At 46.7% G+C, this 24,847-nt stretch carries 25 protein-coding genes; 16 read left to right on the top strand and 9 right to left on the bottom strand.

What is annotated here, in order from left to right:
- Nucleotides 1-204 precede the first annotated feature (204 nt).
- Together GWR21_RS05210 and GWR21_RS05205 are read left to right on the top strand one after the other, a co-directional pair.
- Entirely contained in the window at nt 205-1,353 is a 1,149-nt protein-coding gene (locus GWR21_RS05210) for a CapA family protein (protein WP_162330713.1), read from the top strand.
- Between the two features lie 13 nt (nt 1,354-1,366).
- Complete coding sequence (locus GWR21_RS05205; RefSeq protein WP_162330712.1) at nt 1,367-2,080, top strand: C40 family peptidase; 714 nt, start codon at nt 1,367-1,369, stop codon at nt 2,078-2,080.
- 285 nt (nt 2,081-2,365) lie between these two features.
- On the opposite strand, the gene GWR21_RS05200 is transcribed toward GWR21_RS05205, so the two are convergent.
- Nucleotides 2,366-3,181 (bottom strand): SDR family oxidoreductase, encoded by an 816-nt coding sequence (locus GWR21_RS05200; RefSeq protein ID WP_162330711.1) that lies wholly within the window; start codon nt 3,179-3,181, stop codon nt 2,366-2,368.
- Nucleotides 3,182-3,280: 99 nt separating this feature from the next.
- Here GWR21_RS05200 and GWR21_RS05195 point away from each other — a divergent pair, with 99 nt between their 5' ends.
- The 6 genes from GWR21_RS05195 to GWR21_RS05170 all read left to right on the top strand — a co-directional run bounded on the left by GWR21_RS05195 (nt 3,281) and on the right by GWR21_RS05170 (nt 8,623).
- Nucleotides 3,281-3,622, top strand: coding sequence for a winged helix-turn-helix transcriptional regulator (locus GWR21_RS05195; RefSeq protein ID WP_162330710.1), 342 nt, complete (start codon nt 3,281-3,283; stop codon nt 3,620-3,622).
- Nucleotides 3,623-3,736: 114 nt separating this feature from the next.
- Entirely contained in the window at nt 3,737-5,374 is a 1,638-nt protein-coding gene (locus GWR21_RS05190) for an acyl-CoA carboxylase subunit beta (RefSeq protein WP_162330709.1), read from the top strand.
- A gap of 33 nt (nt 5,375-5,407) precedes the next feature.
- On the top strand, nt 5,408-5,863 hold the full coding sequence (gene rnhA, locus GWR21_RS05185; protein WP_162330708.1) for a ribonuclease HI: 456 nt from the start codon (nt 5,408-5,410) through the stop codon (nt 5,861-5,863).
- A gap of 194 nt (nt 5,864-6,057) precedes the next feature.
- Nucleotides 6,058-6,600 carry a YceI family protein gene (locus GWR21_RS05180; RefSeq protein ID WP_162330707.1) on the top strand — a complete coding sequence of 181 codons (543 nt, stop codon included), beginning with the start codon at nt 6,058-6,060 and terminating at the stop codon, nt 6,598-6,600.
- 35 nt (nt 6,601-6,635) lie between these two features.
- Nucleotides 6,636-7,658 (top strand): LLM class flavin-dependent oxidoreductase, encoded by a 1,023-nt coding sequence (locus tag GWR21_RS05175; protein ID WP_162330706.1) that lies wholly within the window; start codon nt 6,636-6,638, stop codon nt 7,656-7,658.
- A gap of 320 nt (nt 7,659-7,978) precedes the next feature.
- Nucleotides 7,979-8,623 carry an START domain-containing protein gene (locus GWR21_RS05170; protein ID WP_162330705.1) on the top strand — a complete coding sequence of 215 codons (645 nt, stop codon included), beginning with the start codon at nt 7,979-7,981 and terminating at the stop codon, nt 8,621-8,623.
- Between the two features lie 268 nt (nt 8,624-8,891).
- On the opposite strand, the gene GWR21_RS05165 is transcribed toward GWR21_RS05170, so the two are convergent.
- Nucleotides 8,892-9,386, bottom strand: coding sequence for a hypothetical protein (locus GWR21_RS05165; protein WP_162330704.1), 495 nt, complete (start codon nt 9,384-9,386; stop codon nt 8,892-8,894).
- Between the two features lie 300 nt (nt 9,387-9,686).
- Between GWR21_RS05165 and GWR21_RS05160 the strand changes: the two genes are divergently transcribed.
- Nucleotides 9,687-10,106 (top strand): DoxX family protein, encoded by a 420-nt coding sequence (locus GWR21_RS05160; RefSeq protein ID WP_162330703.1) that lies wholly within the window; start codon nt 9,687-9,689, stop codon nt 10,104-10,106.
- Nucleotides 10,107-10,183: 77 nt separating this feature from the next.
- On the opposite strand, the gene GWR21_RS05155 is transcribed toward GWR21_RS05160, so the two are convergent.
- The 7 genes from GWR21_RS05155 to GWR21_RS05130 form a co-directional block, all read right to left on the bottom strand.
- A complete protein-coding gene (locus GWR21_RS05155; RefSeq protein WP_162330702.1) occupies nt 10,184-11,320 on the bottom strand; it encodes a tetratricopeptide repeat protein in 1,137 nt (378 codons plus the stop codon).
- A gap of 21 nt (nt 11,321-11,341) precedes the next feature.
- Complete coding sequence (gene smpB, locus GWR21_RS05150; RefSeq protein ID WP_162330701.1) at nt 11,342-11,779, bottom strand: SsrA-binding protein SmpB; 438 nt, start codon at nt 11,777-11,779, stop codon at nt 11,342-11,344.
- 288 nt (nt 11,780-12,067) lie between these two features.
- On the bottom strand, nt 12,068-12,916 hold the full coding sequence (gene accD, locus GWR21_RS05145) for an acetyl-CoA carboxylase, carboxyltransferase subunit beta (protein ID WP_162330700.1): 849 nt from the start codon (nt 12,914-12,916) through the stop codon (nt 12,068-12,070).
- A gap of 210 nt (nt 12,917-13,126) precedes the next feature.
- Nucleotides 13,127-14,194, bottom strand: a complete 1,068-nt coding sequence (gene fbaA / locus GWR21_RS05140; RefSeq protein WP_162330699.1) for a class II fructose-bisphosphate aldolase — start codon at nt 14,192-14,194, stop codon at nt 13,127-13,129.
- A 130-nt stretch (nt 14,195-14,324) separates the two neighbouring features.
- On the bottom strand, nt 14,325-15,128 hold the full coding sequence (locus tag GWR21_RS05135; RefSeq protein WP_238430200.1) for a helical backbone metal receptor: 804 nt from the start codon (nt 15,126-15,128) through the stop codon (nt 14,325-14,327).
- An 8-nt stretch (nt 15,129-15,136) separates the two neighbouring features.
- Complete coding sequence (locus tag GWR21_RS31460) at nt 15,137-15,424, bottom strand: CBS domain-containing protein (RefSeq protein ID WP_238430399.1); 288 nt, start codon at nt 15,422-15,424, stop codon at nt 15,137-15,139.
- A 55-nt stretch (nt 15,425-15,479) separates the two neighbouring features.
- On the bottom strand, nt 15,480-16,496 hold the full coding sequence (locus tag GWR21_RS05130) for a PLP-dependent cysteine synthase family protein (RefSeq protein ID WP_238430198.1): 1,017 nt from the start codon (nt 16,494-16,496) through the stop codon (nt 15,480-15,482).
- Nucleotides 16,497-16,761: 265 nt separating this feature from the next.
- Between GWR21_RS05130 and bioD the strand changes: the two genes are divergently transcribed.
- From bioD to GWR21_RS05095, 7 genes are all read left to right on the top strand, one after another.
- The gene (bioD, locus tag GWR21_RS05125; protein ID WP_162330697.1) at nt 16,762-17,388 is read left to right on the top strand and encodes a dethiobiotin synthase; all 627 of its coding nucleotides are present in this window, start codon (nt 16,762-16,764) and stop codon (nt 17,386-17,388) included.
- Nucleotides 17,389-17,399: 11 nt separating this feature from the next.
- Entirely contained in the window at nt 17,400-17,981 is a 582-nt protein-coding gene (locus GWR21_RS05120; RefSeq protein WP_162330696.1) for a 5-formyltetrahydrofolate cyclo-ligase, read from the top strand.
- 1 nt (nt 17,982) lies between these two features.
- A complete protein-coding gene (gene lpxK, locus GWR21_RS05115; RefSeq protein WP_162330695.1) occupies nt 17,983-19,050 on the top strand; it encodes a tetraacyldisaccharide 4'-kinase in 1,068 nt (355 codons plus the stop codon).
- A gap of 11 nt (nt 19,051-19,061) precedes the next feature.
- Nucleotides 19,062-21,245 (top strand): ribonuclease R, encoded by a 2,184-nt coding sequence (rnr, locus tag GWR21_RS05110; protein ID WP_162330694.1) that lies wholly within the window; start codon nt 19,062-19,064, stop codon nt 21,243-21,245.
- Nucleotides 21,246-21,292: 47 nt separating this feature from the next.
- Complete coding sequence (locus GWR21_RS05105; protein ID WP_162330693.1) at nt 21,293-22,264, top strand: polyprenyl synthetase family protein; 972 nt, start codon at nt 21,293-21,295, stop codon at nt 22,262-22,264.
- A gap of 207 nt (nt 22,265-22,471) precedes the next feature.
- Entirely contained in the window at nt 22,472-24,121 is a 1,650-nt protein-coding gene (locus tag GWR21_RS05100; protein ID WP_162330692.1) for an amino acid permease, read from the top strand.
- A 108-nt stretch (nt 24,122-24,229) separates the two neighbouring features.
- A complete protein-coding gene (locus GWR21_RS05095) occupies nt 24,230-24,667 on the top strand; it encodes a DoxX family protein (protein ID WP_162330691.1) in 438 nt (145 codons plus the stop codon).
- The last annotated feature ends 180 nt before the right edge of the window (nt 24,668-24,847 follow it).

Genomic DNA, 24,847 nt, shown 5'->3' with positions numbered 1-24,847 from the left:
ACAGCAAAAAGGCCGGTACCCGAGTGACGGGCCCGGCCTTTCTGCTATGAAATACCCCGGGATTGCTATATATTTGCTGGCATAAAACCTCAAAGGAACGGTTCGTGAATGTAAACGTGATGTACTGACTTTTTTCTTGTTCCCCCAGGAATGATATTGTATTCTTTAAGAGACTGATTTTCATTTTAATATTTAGTTTACTGTATGCCGAAAGTTGCTGTTAAGAGCATTCATTTGTTTTCTTTCAATTTCATTGTGTTGCTGTTTCTGCCTCATATTATTTCAGGGGATAAGAATACGAAGTCAAGACAATCTTATAAAATGACCGTTTGGGGCAGCCGGATAGCCCTTTCAGATACGCTGCTGCCACCAGTGGCGGTAGTCGATACATTGCCTGATACCATCAGTTTCTCCATTGTGGGCGACATGATGGTAGGTTCTTCCTACCCCGCGAAGTCTTTCCTGCCGAAGGCAGACGAGGGCAATATCCTGCAATATGCGATGCCATTGCTGGCGGAAACGGATCTGCGTATCGGTAACCTGGAGAGCGTTGTATCTGATGATGCGAAAGTGTTTAAGAACTGTGGAACCTCTACCCAGTGTTTTGCCTTCCGTACGCCGTACAATTATGCCCTGTGGTATAAAGAGGCGGGCTTCGAATACCTCAACCTGGCCAATAACCATTCGTATGATTTCGGATTGACAGGGGTAAAGCATACGCTGGCTTTTCTGGATAGTGTGAACATCAGGACCAGCGGAGTGCCGCAACACGTATTTGACACACTGTCGGTGCGTGGTACGACGATCGGCTTTGTGTCTTTTGCACCACATGCCAACTGTCTTGATCTAAATGACGATTCGCTTATAAAGGCGACCATCGCCGAAGTGCGTCCATTATGCAAGCTGCTGGTGGTGTTCTTTCATGGAGGCGGTGAAGGTTCGGCGCGTACCCATACACCGAAGGGACGCGAAATGTTTTTAGGACAGGACAGAGGAGATGTAAGACATTTTTCACATATGTGTATTGATGAAGGAGCGGACCTCGTAATCGGCTCAGGGCCCCACGTTGTAAGGGGGATGGAGCGTTATAAAGGTAAATTAGTGGCTTATAGTTTAGGAAATTTTGCAACTTATCACTTATTTAATCTGAAATATCCCAATAATGTTGCACCTTTGCTGCGGGTAAAAATCACCAGCGAGGGAAACCTTGTCGAGCATAAAGTGTTTTCTTTCCTGCAAGAAGGGGAGGGCATACCTAAACCGGATACAACATTGAGAGCTTTCAAAATGATCCGTTCTTTATCAACTGCCGATTTTGGATATCAGGAGGTAGAAGCGGGGACATTTGACTAAACAACATGTTACTGTGAAGAAGTTATTGCCGATAATCATATCAGTTGCCAGCATTACCACTGTTGCGGCACAAATTAAGAAAAAGCCTGTTAAGCACGCGCCAGCTAAAAAGCATACCACTGCTTACCATAAAAAAGCGACCGCTCATAAATCCAAAGCGGTAGCGCATCATGTGGCCCATCCTAAAGTAGTGACGCCACCACGGATGCCTGATAGTTTGTATTTTCCAAACGCTGACATTACCATCAATACATACGATACTTCCGGGCTGAGAAGCAACATCAAACAGCTGTTGGCTGTTCTGGAAGGAGAACTGGGTAAACCTTATATCCGCGGAGCGATCGGCCCGATGGCATTTGATTGCAGTGGTCTGATCAAGTTCGGTTTTTCCTTTATCGGTATGACGCTGCCCCGTACAGCTGCCGATATGAGCACCCTTGGAAACCTGATCACACCTTCCGACTGGAGCCCGGGCGACCTGCTGTTCTTCACCGGCCGTAGCCTGAAATCCAAAGCAAAGAGGATTGCGCACGTAGGTTGTGTGTACAAGGTTGATAATGGAAAGGTGCTGATGATCCACTCCAGCAATCAGGGCGTGAATATCGTGGATATCACGAATAGTGAGTATTATAAGAAACGCTTTATTGGCGCGAAACGCGTGATCGAGGTGGATTCTACGAACACTGTGATACATCCTGGTACGGAGCAGCGGCTGTCTGATTATTAATTGCTGTTCAATTCAGGATATTTAATACGCAGGAGACATGTTGCTGAAACTTCAGTAATATGTCTCCTGATCTTGTTTACGTTGATTTCTATGATACACGGCATTGACCACGGTAGTTATCAGGCTTGGGTAAGGCCATTTTTTGAAGCAGATCTTGAATTGAAGGAGGAAGATGCTCCGTTTTCGGATTAGGTGAGGCAAGCGTTTCCGGAATAGCGCTGTTCCGAACGCACGAAAGGATCACACTTGCGCGTAATCCTCTGTGTAAAAAATAATATCTGCTTACTAGCTGAAATAGCTTAGTGAAGACGCAAGAAATACTTCATCAGTTAATGATTTTCTTCTTGCTACCAGTTCATTCGCAGCAGTACCAATCACTGTTCTGAACTGTGTACTTTTTCTTTCAGATAATGCATAGATCACGTCCACAATCTCTTCTACTGTACCCAGTGGCAAATCGTTATAGTGCAGAAGCAGCTGTTCTATCTTGTCCGTTACCACATCGTACTCCTTCATGTCCTCGCGACGATGGAACACCAGGTTTTGATTTAATTCCGAAGGGAAGCCGCCGGGTTCTATCATATGCACATCGATGTTCAGTGGTTTAAGTTCATAATACAGTCCTTCGGTCAATCCTTCCAGCGCATACTTCGTCATGTGATATAATGATAGCAGGGGCATCGTGGTAGTGAGTCCCATGGCAGAGCCTACATTAATGATGGTACCTGCTTTATTGGCCCTGAAGTGCGGCAGTACACCACGTATCACGTTTACAACACCCTGTACATTCGTTTGCCAGATATCATTGATGTCTTTTTCTGAACATAGCTCCAGTGCGCCGTAGCGTCCCATTCCGGCGTTGTTCAGTACCACATCGATCTTACCGAAAGTGCTGATGATATCAGCTACGGCTCTGGTGATCGTAGCGTTATCTGTGACATCCATCTTAAATATCTGAATGCCGGGTATCTCAGTCAGTGTAGTCGCTTTTTCCGGGGTACGCATGGTGGCAGCTACCTGCCAGCCTGCTGAAGCAAAGTATTCCGCCGTTGCTTTTCCTAAGCCACTGCTGGCTCCTGTTATCAGAATTGTCTTTTTCATGTATGATGTTTAATTTCTGACAAAGGTATTGGCGGGGTGGTATATCTTTGGGGATGCTATCATAGAGTATAGCAGTTGTCAATTGATAAAAGCTTGGGTATGAGTACAGAAATTGCGTGCACAGAGAAGGATCAGCAAAACATGAAGTATATCCAGGATACGCTGTATGTAATTAATGGAAAATGGAGGATACTGATCATGGTATCGCTGGTAAATGGTAATACGCGTTACCGGGATATTGCCAGGAGTATTCCTAAGATCACCTTTCGAATGTTGTCGAAGGAGCTGAGGGAAATGGAACTGAATAAACTGGTGACGAGGACGGCAGATGAACTGTCGCCCATGCAGGTGGAATATGCGCTGACCGACTATTGCAAAACATTATGGCCTATCCTGTCAGAAATGATCAAATGGGCAAAGCATCACCGTACGGTGATATAAGATCACAGCCCACTATTGTATCAGCCGGCCTGCCGGGATAGCATGCGGCTGTTTCTGTGTTTTTCCTTATTTTTAGTTGTGGCCATAAAAATGCCCCGAACCAAAAACAATCATATGGATGCACAGCAACTGGACATGAACCGGAATGAAGATGCGATGCGCAGATCTCTCAGCACGCTCCGGCAACGCCTCTCTGTCATTGAACAGGGGGGAGGAAAAAAGAACCTCGAAAAAGTACGGCAGAAAGGTAAGTTGACCCCACGAGAAAGAATTGCTTACCTGCTTGACAAAGACACTCCTTTTACAGAGATCGGCGCTTTTGCCGCTTATGACATGTACGCTGAACACGGTGGTTGTCCGGCAGCGGGCACTGTTGGCGGCATTGGTTATATCAGCGGTCGCCAGTGTATGATCGTCGCCAATGATATGACCGTGAAGGCCGGCGCCTGGTTCCCCATGACCGGCAAGAAAAACCTCCGTTTGCAGGAAATAGCGATGGAGAACAGATTACCCGTGATCTACCTGGTAGACAGTGCCGGTGTATACCTGCCTATGCAGGATGAGATCTTCCCTGATAAAGAACACTTCGGTCGTATATTCCGGAACAATGCACGCATGAGTGCCATGGGCATTACCCAGATCGCTGCTGTAATGGGTAGCTGTGTGGCAGGCGGTGCGTACCTGCCTATTATGAGTGATGAAGTACTGATGGTGAATGGCAACGGCTCTATTTTCCTGGCAGGGCCTTACCTCGTGAAGGCCGCTATCGGGGAGACGGTTGATGCGGAAACGTTAGGCGGCGCCGTTACCCATACAGAGATCTCGGGTATTGCAGATTATAAGTTTGATTCTGATGAAGCGTGCCTCGATCATATCAAAAAGATCGTGAGTAAGATAGGTGATCCTGCGAATGCGGGTTTTAACCGTATCGCACCTGTTGATCCGCAGATTGATCCTGCTACGTTATACAACGTGATCCCGGAGGATAGCACCCGTCCGTATGATATGCATGAGATCATCCACCGCCTGGTAGATGGGTCTGAGTTTGATGAGTATAAGGAAGATTATGGTAAGACCATCCTTTGTGGTTATGCACGCATCGATGGCTGGGCTGTAGGTATTGTGGCGAATCAGCGTAAGATGGTGAAGAGTAAAAAAGGCGAGATGCAGATGGGTGGTGTGATCTACAATGACAGCGCAGACAAGGCAGCCCGCTTTATTATGAACTGTAATCAGAAAAAGATACCACTGGTGTTCCTGCAGGACGTGACCGGCTTTATGGTAGGTAGCCGTAGTGAACACGCGGGTATTATCAAAGATGGTGCGAAGCTGGTGAATGCAGTGGCTAATTCTGTAGTACCGAAGTTTACCGTGATCGTTGGTAACTCATATGGGGCGGGTAATTATGCCATGTGCGGAAAGGCATATGATCCACGGTTCATCTTTGCATGGCCGAATGCCAAGATCGCGGTGATGGGTGGAGAACAGGCGGCCAAAACATTGTTGCAGATCCAGGTGGCTTCCCTGAAGGCAAAAGGAGAGGAGATCACACCGGAAGAAGAAAGCAGATTGCTGAAAGAGATCACGGACAGGTATAATAGTCAGACGACACCTTACTACGCCGCCAGTCGTTTATGGGTAGACGAGATCATTGATCCGCTGGAAACACGGAAGACATTGTCCGAGTGTATCGCTGCCGCCAATAACGCACCAGTGGAAGATTCCTTCAGTCTGGGGGTATTTCAGGTGTAAAAGCATAGCGCTTAATCCTTATCTTTGCCCGCTATGTCAGAAGTTATTATTTACACGGATGGCTCTTCCCGCGGTAATCCAGGTCCTGGTGGCTATGGTGTTATCCTGATGTGGAACAGCGTCCGCAAGGAATTATCACAGGGATACCGGCTTACGACGAATAACCGCATGGAGCTGATGGCCGTTATCGTGGCCCTCGAAGCACTGAAGAGAGACGGATTGCAGGTAAAGATCTTTACGGACAGTCAGTACGTGGTCAACAGTGTCGAAAAGGGCTGGCTATGGGGCTGGGTAAAGACCGGTTTTAAAGACAAAAAGAACAAAGACCTCTGGCAGCGTTTTATACCGGCATTCAAAAAGCACCACGTAAAATTCAACTGGGTAAAGGGCCACTCCACTAACCCTATGAATAATCGTTGTGATGAACTGGCCACACAGGCTGCGGACAGCAGGAACTGGCTGGAAGATGTCGGTTTCGAAGAAGCGTAAAACTGAATTGTTTTTGAATAGCAGGGGCTATCCGTTACGGGTAGCCCTATTTTTATGTATCCACCTGAGGCACTTTAACATTTATTTAATGAAATAATGAAATTTGTGCACCAATATCCGTAAACTATCCATCCATTAAAATAACAATGTGTATTATTTTTACGTCATTAAACAATGCCTAAAAGATTTAGTTTATGACACATTGGAAGATTGACGACGCACATAGCGAAATTGGTTTCAAAGTAAAACACCTGATGATTACGAACGTAAGTGGCTACTTTACAGAGTTTACAGGAAGTGTTAAGACGGAGAGCGCGGATTTTCATGATGCGACGATCACATTCGAAGCTGCCACTGCCAGCATCACCACCAAGAACAAACAGAGAGATGAACACCTGATCGGAGCTGATTTCTTCGACAGCGCCAACTTCCCGAAGATCTCTTTTGTATCTAAGAAGATCAAAAAAGTAACAGACGAGCATTATAAGCTGATCGGTGAGCTGACTATCAAAGGTCATACACATAGCATCGAGCTGGATGTAGAACGCCATGGTGTTGTAACAGATCCGTACGGACAGGAGAAAGATGGCTTCTCTATCAAAGGACACCTGCACCGTGCAGACTATGGTCTGCGTTGGAATGCAGCAACTGAAGCAGGTAGCATCGTACTGAGCGACGAGGTTAAACTGCTGATGGAAGTACAGCTGGTAAAGGAAACAGCGCCTGTACTGGCGTAACCAGCTGCCACTAAACAGCAAACCTTTATTAATATATGGAAATAGGAATAGATAGTTTTGCGGCCAGGTTCAGTGATAATGCAGCTGCTGCACTCAACGACAGGGACGCTATGTTCCAGTTGCTTGAGCGAATGGAACATGCCGACCGCTCGGACCTGGATGTTTTTGGTATAGGAGAGCATCACCGCAAGGGCTTCCTCGATTCAGCGCCTACACATATACTGGCAGCCGCTGCGTCGCGTACCAAAAAGATCAAGCTGGCGAGTGCCGTTACGGTGCTGAGTTCCATGGACCCTGTCCGTGCCTTTCAGAACTTTGCTACACTCGACCTGATCTCTGATGGTCGTGCGGAAATGGTCGTAGGCCGTGGTTCTTTTACCGATGCATTCCCGTTGTTCGGGTATAAGCTGGATGACTACGATGCACTGTTCTCCGAAAAACTGGACCTGCTCCTCGAAATACGCGATAAGGAATTTGTGACCTGGTCAGGTAAGTTCAGACCAGCCATGAAGAACCAGCCTGTTTACCCCCGTCCGTTACAGGAAAAACTGCCTATATGGCTGGGAGTAGGTGGTACGCCGCAATCGTTCGTGCGCGCAGGTACCCTCGGCTTACCATTGATGGTGGCCATTATCGGAGGAGAGACCCATCGTTTCCGTCCGCTGATAGACCTGTACCGTGAAGCCGGAAGAAGAGCAGGGCATGCGCCGGAGCAACTGACAGTCGGACTCCATTCGCTGGGATATGTAGGCAATACTACTGAAGAAGCCTTTAACGATTTCTATCCGGGTTATGCCGCCAGCATGACCAAGATCGGAAAGGAAAGAGGATGGCCTCCGACGACCAAAGACCATTTCCTGGCACAGGCAGGTCCAACAGGTGCATTGCTGGTTGGAAGTGCGGAAGAGGTAGCAGAAAAGATCCTGCGGCACGCAAATGCATTGGGAGGCATATCCAGACTGACCTTTCAGATGGATTCCGCTGAAGTATCACATGACAAACTGATGCAATCCATTGAGCTGATCGGTAAGAAGGTCAAGCCATTGGTAAACGCATAATGCAATAGATCAGGATTGGGAATTAGGAATTGTGTTGTGTGAACTGAGGTAATTAGGTAGTTCCGGGGTCCTGTGTCTTTGATGCATCTGAATAAAAACGTCCGTCTCTACGACGGACGTTTTGTTATTGTGCTTTCAGATATGAGCGGAATATCAATTCTGCCGATAAGTAAGTGCCGGCATATTAATATGCTTGCATTCAGCCGGTTAGGATTTTAAGAAAGGACCAAAATGTCCGTTTTTAGTACATTATCCGGTCACTTTTAGATATTCCCGTTATAGTTCGTAGTTTTGTGTCGGATTTCAACCTATAGACGAACATGAAGAACTTTCTGATCACTGGCCTGGCAATGCTTTTCAGTTTAATGAGCTATGCGCAGACCAACTGGACACTCAAGCATAATAAAGATGGTATACAGATCTATACCAAGACCATAGAGAACTCTGACTACAAGGGCATCAAGGTTAAATGCTCATTGCCAGCTACACTTACTGAGTTTACCGCTGTCATAATGGATGTCAATACTGCAGGAGAGTGGCTGTATGCTACTAAGTCAAGTACCCTCCTGAAGCAGGTTTCTCCTGCTGAAGTGTATTACTATTCTGAGGTGGGACTTCCATGGCCGCTCAGCAACAGGGACTTTATCTGTCACCTGACTGCCAGCCAGGACCCGCGTACCAAAGTCGTAACGATCGACGGGCCGGTAGTACCTGATTATATGCCTGCAAAGGATGGTATTGTACGTGTAACACAGTCTTCCGGTAAATGGATCATCACACCGGCGGGGCCTAACATGGTCAATATTGAGTATACCCTGGAGGCAAATCCGGGTGGTAGTTTGCCGGCATGGCTGGTGAACCTCTTTGTAACAAAGGGGCCTATGGAATCATTTAAGAAATTGAAGGTCCAGGTAGATAAGCCGCAGTACAGGAAAGTACAGTTTGCGTTTATCAAGAATTACTAGGGACTGAGCAGTTATTGATTTAGTACAAATGGTCAACCTCCGTTTACGAACTGACACCACCTGTTTTTATAAGCAATAATACTATCGGTCTTATATACATGGTATCATTACAGCCGGGAAGTAACTGGGGCGGGAGATTGATAGCCCTCAGAAAGTTAAGGGGTGAGTGGGCCTGCTGGTGGACTTTGTGTATGTGGGACAGCTAAGACATTACTATAACAGGAAAGGGAAGCACTGCTTCCCTTTCCTGTTATAGTAAAATGTGATATTAATACCATTTCTTGCCTTCTACCTTTCCTACGTAAGTTCCTTCGATCTGCTTGCCAGCGACTGTCATATTGAACTTAATAGTGAAAACCTCTTTCTCCCTGGTGACATTCAGTGTACCTGCTGTAACGCCGGTGATCTCACGTCCTTCACCGTAGATACCACTTGGCGTATATTTTACATAAGAGCCGAAGAAGTTTTTGGTTTTATCGTAGTTGATATTGCTGCGTCCCATGTATGTAAAGGTCTCGGATAAATGCAGGCTGTCTACAGAGATCTGCACGGAGTTCTCGATATACTCAGGCGCCTGCGGGAGGTTGGTGATAACCAGTCCGTCTCTGCCAGTCCAATAGGTGTAGTCTGCTGTGTAGGTCTTGCCCTCAATAGTATAAGTGCCGGTATTGATGGCAGGTGTAACTGGGTCTCCTTTTTCTTCCTTTGTGCAGGAAATGGCAAAAGCTGCGATGGTAAATAAGTACAGTACAAGTTTTTTCATAGGTTATATGGTTTGATCAGGCTCCGTTCTGGAATGCCGGCGCAAATATATACAAAATTTTAACATATCAGTATGCTGATTTATTATGTTTTTGTTAATCAATTAGTTAAGGTGAGAGAAGTTGTTTAGATCAGATGGTATAGGACAGTACTTACAGCTAATGTTATTAATTAGTATCTACTGGCCGCTGGGTCCCAGCCGGTCCGTAACGAAGCCGGATGGCAATCAGGCTGGCTGCTGGTGTGAATGTTGTATAACTTTATAGCAGGTATATCATTTATTAATTTTCAAATAGCAGACATGCAATCTATTACTACAAGTAAGCTTCAGAATGTTTTCAGGGTCATCCTGGGGTTGTTTATGATAATGGCAGCCATCGGACATTTTACCTTTCAGCGGGCGGAATTTCAGGCGCAGGTGCCTGACTGGGTACCCATTGGTAAAGATATGGTTGTTTTACTGTCAGGTGTAGCAGAGCTGGTGTTAGGTCTCAGTATGGTGTGGTGGGCGAAACAAAAGGTATTGGTCGGAATTGTACTGGCATTATTTTATGTCGCTGTTTTTCCGGGTAATATTGCGCAGTATACGGAACACCGTGATGCGTTTGGACTGGATACAGATCAGGCGCGGCTGATCCGTTTATTTTTCCAGCCAGTATTGATCCTCTGGGCACTATGGTCTACAGGCGCATTGCAATACCTTCTTAGGCGGAAAGGTTAGGAAGACATCGTTTTATAAAAATAACGGGTCCGCCATGTGGCGGACCCATTATTTTTATAAGACGATAAACCAGAATATTACATGTTATTATATAACTGCTGCATTTCACTGGTCATCTGATCGTAGATAGGTTTGGTGAACTGCAAGAACAGTTCCTGAGGAGGCGGAGGCGGGATATCGTCACCTCCCATCAGCGCTTTATCCTGATCACTCAGGGCACGTTCATCACCTTTGTAATAGCCCCACTGGTTAAACCAGGTATAGCTACCAGGTAGTCTGTCGGTACGGATGATATTACCGGATACGACATCGAGCAGCTGGTAGTCGAGCACACCTTTGGAAATAACGGTGGCTTTATTGACATATACCTTTGCCTTTACGGTAGCGTAACGTTTGATGGTTTCTTTACCGGTACTGTCTTTTACCGAAGAGACAACGATCTCCTTGGATACCTCTCTCTCGGAGCGGTCTACGTATGTTTGTCCGACAACAAAGTCATAGAAGCGCATTTCCAGGTATTGGTCAGGCTGTATCCGGTTCGCTTTGGCGATACGTTCGTCGGTGAACTGTACGAAGCGGTTGATGTTTCGCTGCTGAAGGTTTTTTATCAGAACATCTCTGAACTGGTCAGCGCTGAACTGATAGTAGGGAGAGCGGACATCTATCTGTCGGATCACTACATTAACAAGCCCTTTCTGGAAGGCTGCTTCTCTGAGCTGTGCTGCATTACGGTAGTTCGGGATGAGTGCCAGGGCTGCCTGAAACTCATCGTATGCCTGTCGGGCAGCCGCCTTATCACCCTGGTCCAGCAGTTCAGCGCCACGGTCATATCTGACCTGGGCGGCGTTTTCCTGGGCGCCGGTGATGGCATTGCGATAATCTTTAGGAGTGACAATGGCCAATGCTGCAGGGGAGGCGTGTATCGCATCATACAGGCGCTGCAGGCTACGGTATTCATTGCGTACGTATTCCCACTTCAGTGGATCATTGGAAGAAAGGTACCCGGTTACTTTATCTTCATGCATCCGTTTTGCCTGAGCGTAAGCGTCAGGAAGCAGTTGCAGGGAAGTAGTACTTGCAGGTTTCTTTTGCAGTTTCTTTACAAATAATGTAACAGCTTCGTCGTATCGTCCCTTGTTGTACGACTTTTCGCCTGATTTACAGGAGAGGATAAATAGGATAGGTGCTATCAGCCACCAGAAACGGTTTCGCATATGCTCGATAATGGATTTTTCTTATTTCAGGAATCTTCTGATCTCCCGGTCCGTTTCACGTTGCTTGATGCTTTCACGTTTGTCGTGCAGCTTTTTACCTTTACCCAGGCCGATCTCGATCTTAGCCAGGCTTTTGTCGGTAATAAAGATGCGCAATGGAATGATGCTATAGCCTCTTTCCTTGATCTTGTTCTCAAGTTTTCTGAGTTCCCGCTTGGTTAGCAGTAACTTACGTTCACGAAGGGGATCATGATTAGCATAGGTGCCGTGTGAATACTCGGCGATATGCAGGCTTCTGACAAACAATTCTCCTTTGTTAAAATAGCAGAATGAATCGTTAAAGCTCACGCGACTGCCACGGATAGATTTGATCTCCGTACCTGTCAGCACCATGCCGGCGATATACTTATCCTCTATTGCGTACTCGAAATATGCCGATCTGTTCTTGAGTTCTGCCATGGGAAAAAAATTAGGCGTTAGGAGGTAGGATGTAGGAATTGAGCTGTGTGAACTGGCGCAATTATCTGGTTCCGGGGTCCTAAGCCGATCAATAATTAAGAATTAGGAAGTAGGATCAGGCATTGAGCTGTACGAAGCGACACAATTGTTTAATCCTGGTTCCTATATTCTTGCTGGGATTAATAAAATGATGAACGTAAACGAAAATTAGGAATTAAGAGTCAAGTATTAAGACGAAACGGGTTCAATTCTTAATTCCTGATTCTCAATTCCTAATCTCTTTTGTTGTTATTTTTTAAACAGTTCAAGTAACACTGCCAGGCGTTGTTTCATCTCCTTACGGTCGATGATCAGGTCCAGGAAGCCATGTTCCAGCAGGAACTCTGCACTCTGGAAACCTTCCGGCAGGTCTTTTTTGATAGTCTCCTTAATAACGCGCGGACCGGCGAAACCGATCAGTGCTTTTGGCTCCGCGATGTTCAGGTCACCCAGCATCGCGTAGGAGGCTGTTACACCACCAGTAGTCGGGTCTGTCATCAGGGAGATGTACGGCAGTTTTGCATCTGCCAGCTGTGTCAGTTTTGCGGAAGTTTTGGCCATCTGCATCAGGGAGAAGGCGCTTTCCATCATACGGGCGCCGCCTGATTTAGAGATCACCATTAACGGCATTTTGTGTGCGATACAGTAGTCGATGGAGCGGGCGATCTTCTCACCTACCACGGAACCCATGGAACCGCCGATAAAGGCGAAGTCCATACAGGCTATTACCAGATCGTTACCCAATACCTGACCAACCCCTACACGCATAGCGTCTTTAAGGCCTGATTTCTTCTGAGCTTCAACAAGCCTTGCACCATAAGGCTTCAGGTCTTTAAATCCGAGGAAGTCTTTCGGATAGATGTTGCCAAACAGCTCTTCGAATTCATTTTTATCAAATAAAATCTCGAAATACTCTGCCGAATTAATGCGATTGTGGTAATTACACTTGTCGCATACATAAAAGTGCTCTTTCAGATCTTTTACTGTAGAGGTTTTTTTGCAGTTAGGACATTTGTGCCACAACCCATCCGGCGCTTCTTTCTTCTCACTTGTAGACGTTTGAATGCCTTGTTTAATGCGCTTAAACCAGCTTGACATATTGTGCTATTAGGTTACAAAATAGTTGTGCAAGATACAAATTATATTAACTTCCAAAGTATGCTTAGGGCATAATTATAATTAAAGTACCTGGCAACCAATAATTTGATTGGAAAGATATATATATAAGTCCTATAATAAAAATACAGTTACAAAAAAATCCTCAGGAAGTACTTCCTGAGGATCTATAGTGTGGTCCCGCTTCGGTAATTATGCGTTTCTGTTAACACAGTTCAGGTCAGCGAATGCTTCTTCCAGGCGTTTAACAAAGGTTTCTTCACCTTTACGCAGCCATACGCGCGGATCGTAGTATTTTTTATTTGGCTTATCTGCGCCTTCCGGATTACCCAGCTGTGCCTGCAGATAATCTTTCTTCGCTTCGTAGAAATCGTGGATACCTTCCCAGAATGCCCACTGCATGTCTGTATCGAGGTTCATTTTGATCACGCCATAACCCAGGGATTCAGCGATCTGATGTTTCGGAGAACCTGAACCACCATGGAATACATAGTAGATTGGTTTTGGAGCAGTACCCAGTTTCTGCTGTACAAATTCCTGGCTGTTGTGCAGGATCACCGGGCGCAGCTCAACGTTACCCGGGCTGTATACGCCGTGAACGTTACCGAAAGCAGCAGCAACAGTGAAACGGCTACCTACTTTAGCCAGGTTTTCGTATGCATAGAATACCTCTTCAGGCTGTGTATACAGTTTGTCGTTTTCTACACCGGAGTTGTCAACACCGTCTTCTTCACCACCAGTTACGCCCAGTTCGATTTCGATGGACATACCCAGTTTATTCATTCTTTCGAAATATTTTACGGAAGTTTCGATGTTCTCGTGCAGTGGCTCTTCAGAAAGATCCAGCATGTGGGAGCTAAACAGTGGCTGACCTGTCTGTTTCATGAACAGTTCACCCGCATCCAGCAGACCATCAATCCATGGCAACCACTTTTTCGCAGCATGGTCAGTATGCAATACTACAGGAACGCCGTAGTATTTAGCTACTTCGTGTACGTGTTTTGCACCAGAGATCGCACCAGCAATATTTGCCTGCAGCTTGTCATTCGGCATTCCTTTACCGGCAAAGAACTGCGCACCGCCATTGGAGAACTGAATAATTACAGGTGAGTTTACTTTAGCAGCGGTTTCCAGTACTGCGTTTACGGAATTGGTTCCCACCACGTTAACGGCAGGCATTGCGAATGCGTTATTCTTGGCATCATTGTACAGCGCTTCCAGCTCTTCGCCGAATAACACGCCAGCTCTGTATTTTCCCATAGCTTTCGGATTGTTTTACATTTAAGGATGGCAAATATAAGTACTAAAGATTAACTATTATAGCACAATTCGTAATTATCTATAATGATTTACGAAATAAAATGGCATTTTTCTCGTAAATTTTTATTCTTTATTGACAATTACACAAATCCTTCCATAACCTGTACAGGTAATCTGCCGCTTTATCCAGCCGGCTGCCATACCAGGAAAACATCTCTCCATCTACCAATAGTATATGTGCTTCCGGTAAAACGGCTGACAATTCGGTGATATGCTGTTCCTTAAATGGGTAGGGTTCGGAGGATAGGAGTATGAGCTGACACTTTGTAGCCGGGAGATCCGCTATGTCGACAACCGGGTACCTGGGTGTCCCGGCAAATACATTTTCCAGTCCGCAGCACCCCATCAGGTGGTTGATAAATGTATCACCGCCTGCTACCATCCACGGCTCCCGCCAGATAAAATAAGCAGAGGGACGTTTTTGAGTGCCTTTTATTTGATTTAATAATTCACTGAATTTGATGGAGATAGAGTGTGTTATTTCATGCGCTCGTTGAAGTGTTCCGGTTATTTCACCTATACAGTTGATCATGTCAAGTGCATCGTTCAGGTTTTTGATATCACTGACCCAGACCGGGACATGTTTCATGAGATACTGGATGTCCGCAGCCGTGTTTTCCTCCTTATTGGCAATCACGAGATCTGGTTGTAATTGCAATATCTGTTCCAGCTGCAATTGCTTCGTCCCTCCGATACGTTGCTTCATCCGGAACCACTGCTCCGGATGAACACAGAATTTCGTGATGCCAATTACTTCGGCTTCCAGCCCGAGATCGAACAACAGCTCCGTCTGCGATGGTACAACCGATATAATACGACGGGGCGGGAATGGTATCACCACTTCCCGCCCCAGCTGATCTTTATATTGTTTCATCGTTTGCATCAGCTTCCTAATGCCTGAATGATGTCATATTTTGTTACGATATGCGGTTTGCCGCTTTCGTCTTTGCTGATCACGGCTCCATTTTCCTTGTTGATGTAAGCGGACAGTTTTTCGATCGGCATATCCATGCTTACTTCCGGGAAAGCAGCGTGCATGACCTGTTTGATCTGTGCATCTTTCAGGTTGACGTCGTCAATTAACCGGTTGAAGAGTCCACCTTCTGAAATAGCGCCTACGATCTCATTGTTATGTAATACCGGTAAATGCTCGATGTCGAATTTCTTCATTTTCACGATGGCATCACTTACCTTCTCTTCCTGGGTGATAGTTACGAGCGGCTGATTACGACGGCCATTTCACCACATCCTTCACCGTTTTTACATCCAGGAACCCACGCTCCATCATCCACTGATCATTGTATACTTTCCCTACATAGCGGCTGCCGTGATCATGGAAGATGACAACTACCACGTCCGTCGGTTTGAGGTGACTCTTCAGCTGGATCAGACCTGAGAGGGCAGAGCCGGCAGAGTAACCTACAAAGATGCCTTCCTCTTTGGTGATACGGCGGGCCATGACCGCGCCATCTTTATCTGTTACTTTTTCAAAGCGGTCAATGATGTTCATGTCATAGTTCTCCGGCACAAAGTCTTCCCCGATACCTTCCGTAATGTAGGGATATACTTCGCTCATATCAATCTCTCCGGTCTCATGATACTTTTTCAGCAATGAGCCATAACTGTCTATCGCCCAGACCTGTATAGCGGGATTCTTTTCTTTCAGGAACTTGCCCGCGCCGGTGATCGTACCTCCCGTACCGGTAGCTACCACGAGGTGCGTGATCTTACCATCTGTCTGGTCCCAGATCTCCGGACCCGTCTGCTCATAGTGTGCATCCCGGTTTGCGAGGTTATCGTACTGGTTCACATAAAATGAGTTGGGGATCTCGGTAGAGAGTCTGCGGGAAACGGAATAATAGGAGCGGGGATCCTCCGGTTCGACATTTGTCGGACATACGATCACTTCGGCACCTACTGCTTTGAGTATATCTACCTTTTCCTTGGATTGTTTATCAGTTGTCGTGAAAATACACTTATATCCCTTGATCACCGCGGCGAGTGCCAGCCCCATGCCAGTATTGCCGGAGGTGCCTTCAATAATGGTTCCGCCGGGTTTTAGTAAACCCTTCTTTTCCGCCTCTTCTACCATTTTGAGGGCCATACGGTCTTTAATAGAGTTACCGGGGTTAAAAAATTCGACTTTCGCGAATACCGGGCATGGAAGTCCGGCCGTAACGCGATGCAGTTTCACAAGTGGAGTGTTGCCAATCGTTTCAAGTATACTGTTGCAAAATTTCATATAGATCTTGTTGGACTGTAGCGAATGTAAGGAATTTCCTTTTTCGGGCATGCGTGGAAAGGAGCAGGCGATGGATAATCAACGGGAGGCAGGTGCCGGGAATGGGACCTGTGCGTAACGCTACACAATGACCAGGAAAGTGTCAGATTGCCAGGCGAGCTGGCAATCAGGGTATATATTTTAAATATCGTATGGGTTACCTTTTTAATATTGCCGTATTAAGGATCACAGCCCAATAATTCCTATTACACTATATTTGCATGTCATGAGTCAGCGGATATTTGTAACAGGCATAGGCACTGGCGTCGGAAAAACATTGACATCCGCCTGTATAGTGGAAGCACTGCAGGCAGATTACTGGAAGCCGATACAGACAGGATTACTGGAAGGAACAGATACGGATACTGTTAAAGGTCTGATATCCAATCCGGTGTCCGTATGTCACCCGGAAGCATACAGGCTGGAAGCCCCGGCATCGCCGCACCTGGCTGCAAGGCTGGAGCATGTGACGATAGATGTCCCAGGGGTGGTAGCACAGGTAGCTGGTATTCAGCCTTCGGCACGACCTTTGGTAATAGAGGGGGCCGGCGGACTGATGGTACCGCTGACAGAGCAGATCTTTACTATCGACTTTATACAGCAACTGGACGCCAAAGTCATCATTGTAGCCCAGAATTACCTGGGGAGCATTAACCATGCATTACTGACGGCACAGGTATTGAAACAGCGTGATATCCCGGTTATGGGGTGGATATTCAGCGGGGCGCATCATACAAATGAGGACGAGGTGATAGGATGGAGCGGTTATCCGCTGTTGGGAAGGATCCCTCATACGGCACTGGTGAACAGGACATTTGTGAAGGAACAGGCAGAAAAGCTATCTTTACGGTAATTCTGATCCACTTGTTAACAAAAAAGGATATACGAAAGGAATACCTGGAAAAACGATTGAACCTTCCGGACGATGTGATTGCCACCCTTAACAGGGAGTTACTGGAACAATGTAAGCGGCTGGACTACAGCGCTTTCAGAATGGCACACATTTTTCTTCCCATCACAGAAAAGAAAGAAGCGGACACGCACGCACTGGTCGACTGGGCCAGGGATGCCTATCCTGCATTGCAATGGGTATTGTCCAGATCGGACATGCGCAATGCCTCGATGGAGCATTTCCTGTGGCAACCGGACACCGTGCTGGTGAAGAATGCCTATGGTATACCCGAACCGGCAGGCGGTATCACATTGTCACCTGCTGAGATGGACCTGGTGTTTGTTCCTATGCTGGCATTCGATAAAAAAGGGCAGCGCGTCGGATATGGTAAAGGCATGTATGACCGTTTTCTGCAGCAATGTTCACCAGCAGTAACCACTATCGGTCTGTCTTTATTTGCGCCGGTAGAGGAAATTGCGGATGCAGGTGCGTATGATGTGCCGCTGGACATGGTGGTGACGCCGCAAACCATTTATTATTTCAAAAAGAGTTAAAATGCTGAAATACCTGAAAGTCTTATTATATCCTTTCTCATTGCTGTATGGACTGGTGATGTGGATCCGTAACCGGTTCTACGACAGCAATGTCCTGACGGCAGTAGAATTTGACCTGCCGGTGATAGCCGTAGGGAATCTCTCCGTGGGAGGGACGGGTAAGACGCCTCATGTGGAATACCTGATCAGGCTTCTGAAAGATACTTACCAGGTAGCTACCCTCAGCCGGGGATACAACCGGCGTACGAGCGGTTACCTGCTGGCAGATGCGAAAAGCACTGCGGCACAACTGGGAGATGAACCGATGCAGTTCCATAGCAAGTTTCCCGATATAGCTGTCTGCGTAGGAGAGGAACGTATGCTGGCTATACCACAGCTGCTGGGAGAACGGCCCGATACACAGGTCATACTGCTGGATGATGCTTTCCAGCACCGCTCTGTGAAACCGGGACAGAACATCCTGATCACCGAATATGGGCGCAGGTTCACCAAAGATCATGTAGTACCCTTCGGCCGCCTGCGTGAAGGCCGCAAGGGGTATGAAAGGGCCAATTGTATCATTGTGTCCAAATGTCCGCCGCAACTGTCGGACACCGAGAAAGCCGCCATCCGGCAGGAGATTGATCCCCTGCCACATCAGCAACTGTTTTTTACTTCTCTGACGTATGGCGCTTTGTATGATATGTTCACCGGTACACCGGTTGACAACAGTGCGGAAACGACTGTGTTACTGGTTTGTGGCATTGCCCGTCCGGAACCACTTTTACAGCAACTGAAGGCGGATTATAACAATGTGTTCCTGCTTTCTTTCCCGGATCATTATTACTATTCCGTTCCTGATCTGGAGAAAATACAAAGGGAACTCGGCAACCTGCCCGGCACCCGCAAGATGGTGGTAACAACGGAGAAAGACGCAGTACGCCTGCAACTGCTATCAGAACAGCTGCGTCCTACGAACTTGCCCATAGCCGTTATGCCGGTGGAAATATCTTTCCTCTTTGGGGAAGGAGATTCATTTAATAATTATATTTTTACTTACGTGGATCAGTTTGGAAGTAACCATGATTAAACGTTACGAGAATGACAAAAAAGAAAAAACCTCAAAAACTCAGTAGCCAGAAGAAATCCTTCAGAGGCACTGTCGAAATAACCCGCTCCGGGATGTCCTTTGTAGTTGTTGAAGGACAGGAGAAGGATGTAATGGTCCGCCAGAAGAATCTTAATACTGCACTTGATGGAGACGACGTACTTGTTGACGTGATCAAACAGGGCAGGAACGAAGGCCGGATGGAAGGTGTGATAACGGAGATCATTAAACGCAAGAAGGTTGAATTTACCGGTACGCTACAGGTGAACAAGGGATTTGCTTTCCTGTTACCCGAGAAAGGACTGTTCATGCCGGATATATATATTCCTGCCAATTCCCTGAAAGATGCGAAGGACGGCGATAAGGCCGTAGTGCGTGTAGTGGCCTGGGGCGAAAAGACCCGTAAGCCTGTGGGAGAGGTGATAGAGGTGATGGATGCCAGCAATACCAATGACCTGGCGATGAAGGAAATATTGATCGAAAGTGGATTCCCGCTCAGTTTCCCGGATGAGGTACTGAAAGAGCTGAGTGAGATCCAGGAAAATATAGACGCAGCAGAGATTAAAAAGCGCAAGGATTTCCGTAAGACCCTGACGTTTACGATCGACCCTGTAGATGCGAAGGACTTTGACGATGCCATCTCCATCCGTAAACTGCGTGGAAACTGGTATGAAGTGGGGGTGCATATCGCGGACGTGAGCCATTATGTGCTGCCGGAAACAGCACTGGATAAAGAGGCGGACAAACGTGCGACCTCCGTGTACCTGCCTGATCGTGTATTGCCGATGCTGCCGGAGAAGATCTCTAACGAGCTTTGTTCCCTGCGTCCGCACGAAGATAAACTGACCTTCTCTGCGGTATTTAAAATGAACGATAAAGGAGAGATCAAGGAACATTGGCTCGGCCGTACCGTGATCCATTCCAACCATCGTTTTACCTATGAGGAAGTACAGGAGATCATCGAAAAAGGAGAAGGCCCTTACCAGGAAGAAGTACTGCTGTTAAATCAGATAGCCAGATCCCTGCGCAAAGAGCGTTTTGAGAATGGTGCGATCAACTTCTCCTCCCAGGAGGTGCGTTTCCAGCTGGATGAGAACGCAAAGCCCGTCGGTATTGTGGTCAAGGAAAGTAAGGAAGCACACCAGCTGATCGAGGAACTGATGTTGCTCGCCAACAGGACCGTGGCCGAATATGTATTTAATATCCGTATAGGCACCAATCAGCAGGTGCCGTTCCCTTACCGCGTGCACGATACGCCAGATGAGGAAAAGCTGAAAGTGTTCTCTGGCTTCGCCCGTAAATTCGGCCACAGGCTGGAAATAGACAACCCGGATAAACTGGCGCGTTCCTTCAATGAGATGCTGGCACTGGCACAAGGTAAGCCGGAGCAGCACGTATTGGAGACCCTGGGTATCCGTACCATGGCGAAAGCGGCTTATACAGTAGATGACATCGGACACTACGGTCTGGGCTTTGATCACTATTGCCACTTCACTTCACCTATCCGCCGTTACCCGGACGTGCTGGTACATCGTGTGTTGCAGCAATGCCTGACACATGACATCCATCCTGATAAACAGATGGAAAAGAAATGTAAGCACTCCTCTGAAATGGAACGTAAAGCCATGGAAGCAGAAAGAGCGGCTAACAAATACAAGCAGGTGGAGTACATGCAGCAATTCATCGGGGAAGAATTTGATGGTGTAGTGAGCGGCGTAGCGCATTTCGGATTCTGGGTGGAAACCGTAGATACCAAATGTGAAGGTCTGGTGAGCCTGCAAAGTATGAATACCAAAGACGAGTTTAAATATGATGAGCAGGAGTATGCGCTGATCGGCCTGTTTACAAACAGGAAGATCCGTATAGGTGACAAAGTGAGGATACAGGTAGTAGCCGCTAATCTGACCAAACGCCAGCTGGATTATGACCTGGTAGAGCCGGAAGGTAGCGCACCTGCAGCATTCCCGGGGGCGAGATCAGCAAGGAAACCTGCTGGTGAGCGCACTGAGTATAAAGCGAAAGGCAGAAAGAAAGAAGGTAGTGGCAGGCAGGAAGGCGGTTCCAGAAAAGAAGGAAGTTCAAGGAAAGATGGAGGCACCAGGAAAGAGGGAAGTGGAAAGAAGAAACCGGCTGCTAAGAAGGGAGGAACTTCTTCCCGTAAAAGCAGCAGGAACTAATACTCAATTTTATATAACTTACAGCCGTTTATAGAAGATATTACACCATGCATTCATTTCAAGAATTGACCATTCAGTTTGGAGAACATTTCAGTAAGGAGCATTTCCCGCAACAGCCGAAGAAGTTGTATGACGCAGCCAGCCACATATTAACTATAGGTGGCAAGCGCATAAGACCTGTATTAGCTATTATGGGAAATGAGCTATTTGACGACATCCATCAGGATGCTTTTCATGTAGGTACTGCCGTTGAACTGTTCCATAACTTTACACTGGTGCATGATGATCTCATGGATAAAGCGCCGCTGCGCCGTAATAAGCCAACTGTACATACGCTGTATGGCGACACGGCTGCTATCCTGGCGGGTGACGTGATGCTGATCAAAGTCTATGAGTACCTGAATAAGGTACAACCACAGTACAAGCAGAAACTGATCACTGCTTTTAATAAGGCGGCTATTGAAGTTTGTGAAGGTCAGCAGATGGACATGGACTTCGAAGAGACAGAACCGGAACAGGTGCAGTACAACGACTATGTGAACATGATCGCGCTGAAAACTTCCGTACTGCTGGCGGCCAGTCTGCAGATGGGAGCGATCATTGGCGGTGGTAGTGACTATAACCAGCAGCATATTTACGAGTTTGGTAAGAATATCGGTATTGCCTTCCAGATCCAGGACGACTACCTGGACGCGTTTGGAGATCCGGAGAAATTCGGTAAACAGCAGGGAGGCGATATCCTGGTCAACAAGAAGACCTTCCTGTTGCTGAAGGCACTGGAGCTGTGCAATCCGGCGCAACATAAGCAGTTGAAAACATTACTGGCGACGAGTCCGGATGACAAGGTAAACCAGGTGCTGGAATTGTTCCGTGATTGTAAAGTGGATGTATGGGCCGGGAAAGAGAAGGAGCGTTTCCAGCAACTGGCATTTGAGCATCTTGAAAATATTGCCGTGATCTCGTCCAGGAAGAAGCCGTTGATAGAACTGGCGGATTTTCTCCTGAAGCGGGAACATTGATCTGTAATAAATAACCGTATTTGTGAAGCCGTATCAGCCTGATACGGCTTTTGCCTTTGTAGTGCCCGGGTATGGCCCGTGGAAGGTGTAAAGGAGGCAATTTGTACTTCCAGCAGCGTTTTTTCTAATCAAAAGGGCCATGAAAGTTTGCTTATCGGTTAATTTATATATATTCGCGCATTAGCTAAACCTGAACCTAATTACCTGATGTCCAAATCGCTTTTTCGTAAGAAATCTATTATTAGTATACTCAAAGATGCTCAAGATGGTTTAACGGATGCGCATGGAGGAGGGGAACTCAACAAGGTTTTGAAGGTGCGTGACCTGACCGCACTGGGTATCGCGGCAGTAATTGGCGCAGGTATCTTCTCTACGATCGGGGAGGCTTCCTATCATGGTGGCCCCGGTGTTTCCTTATTATTTATTATAACGGCTGTTACCTGTGGTTTTTCTGCACTCTGCTATGCGGAGTTTGCATCCCGCGTGCCGGTATCGGGCAGTGCATACACTTATTCCTATGTCACTTTTGGAGAACTGGCAGCCTGGGTAATAGGCTGGGCGCTTATCCTTGAATATGCGATCGGGAATATTGCAGTGGCCATTTCCTGGAGTGGGTATTTTAATAACCTGTTGACAGGTGTTGGTAATGCGGTCGGAGTGAATATGTCATTGCCGGAGTGGCTGACCAACAACTATGACAGTGCATCAGAGGCCGTATACATCGCAGCGCCACATATTCTGGGAGTACCAGTGATATTGAATCTGCCTGCTTTTATAATTGTGGTACTGGTGACTTACCTCGCCTTTGTAGGTATCAGGGAGAGTAAACGCAGTGCTAACTTCATGGTGGGACTGAAGATATTGGTGATCCTTTTTGTGATCATCGTGGGTGCATTCTTCGTGAACGTAGACAACTGGACGCCGTTTATGCCCAATGGGTTCTCAGGCGTGCTGAAAGGCGTTTCTGCCGTATTCTTTGCTTACATTGGTTTTGATGCGGTGAGCACCACCGCTGAAGAATGTGCTAATCCGCAACGTGACTTGCCGAAGGGTATGATTTATTCACTGATCATCTGTACCGTATTATATATTCTGATAGCTTTTGTACTGACTGGTATGGTGTCATACGCTGACCTGAAAGTAGATGACCCGTTAGCATATGTGTTTAACGCGGTAAATCTGCCGAAGGTGAGCTTCCTGATCTCGGTAAGTGCAGTGATCGCAACGACCAGCGTATTGCTGGTATTCCAGATCGGGCAGCCACGTATATGGATGAGTATGAGCCGTGATGGTCTGTTGCCAAAGCGTTTCAGCATTATCCATCCTAAGTTCAAGACACCTTCTTTTGCTACGATCGTTACAGGGTTCCTGGTAGGTATTCCTGCTTTGTTCCTGAATTTGACCGTCGTGACAGATCTTACCAGCATCGGTACGTTATTCGCGTTTATCCTCGTGTGTGGTGGCGTGCTGTTATTACCACAGCAGCCGAAGGATGCAAACACCAGGGGCTTCAGGCTCCCTTATGTCAATGGTCAATATATTGTACCGGCGATCATCATTATTTTTGCTTACATTTTCCGCAATGAGCTACCAGCGCGCTTCTCTTTTGCCGGCGGCTGGGAAGTGTGGAAGCATAATATTCCTTTCTTCTTCTTTGTAATAGCAGCATTGGTATTTACGGTGCTGTCCTTCGTACATAAGTTATCGCTGATCCCTGTACTGGGACTGCTAAGCTGCTTCTACCTCATGACTGAGATCGGATTCCGCAACTGGGTGGTGTTTTCCATCTGGCTGCTGATAGGCCTGGTTATTTATTTCAGCTACGGCTACAGGAAGAGTAAGTTGGCACAAGTATAAGTATATCAATATTTTAAGATAAATAATTGCTTCCGTCAAGTTAACTGTTGCTTTAGTCAACTTTAATGCGTATATTCGGTAAGCTCTTTGATCTTAAAATCATGTTTTATGAATCTGCTACAACGAATAGACCGTTGGGGCGAGGCGCACCATCCGCGCTGGCTGGATGGTATACGCGTGCTCCTCGGCGTATTTTTATTCTACAAAGGGGTGGTTTTCATACAAAATATTGATGTACTTAAGTCTGTGATCAACGAAAGTCCGGTGCTCACAGTTATGTCCTTCTGGCTTGCTCACTACATTGTCTTTGCTCATCTGGCTGGCGGAATTCTGATTATCTTCGGTTTACTTACACGCGTGGCTATTATTGCCAACATTCCTGTCTTATTAGGTGCCATTATCTTTGTACATACCACAACCGGGTTATTTAATGTACACGGAGGAGTCGGCCTTTCTATCCTTGTTCTGCTTCTACTTGTTTTCTTTCTTGTAGAGGGAAGCGGCCCCATGTCATTCGATGATTATATGCGCCGTCACCCGGCTTGAGGAAAATCAGGAATTAGGAACTGAGGTTGCTGAATGGTACCTGTTATGGAAATCATCCATAGCCTGTAGGGTGTACCTGTTATATACTCGCTTACTTGCTGTAAATAGTACAACCTGTTGACTTCCATGTCAGCAGGAGGATGTTATGTGGGTAAGCTGGCAGTGTAAAAACCACCTGCC

It is taken from the genome of Chitinophaga agri (assembly GCF_010093065.1).
GTDB classification, from domain to species: Bacteria; Bacteroidota; Bacteroidia; order Chitinophagales; family Chitinophagaceae; genus Chitinophaga; species Chitinophaga agri.
This window is presented reverse-complemented; position numbering and strand designations above follow the sequence as displayed.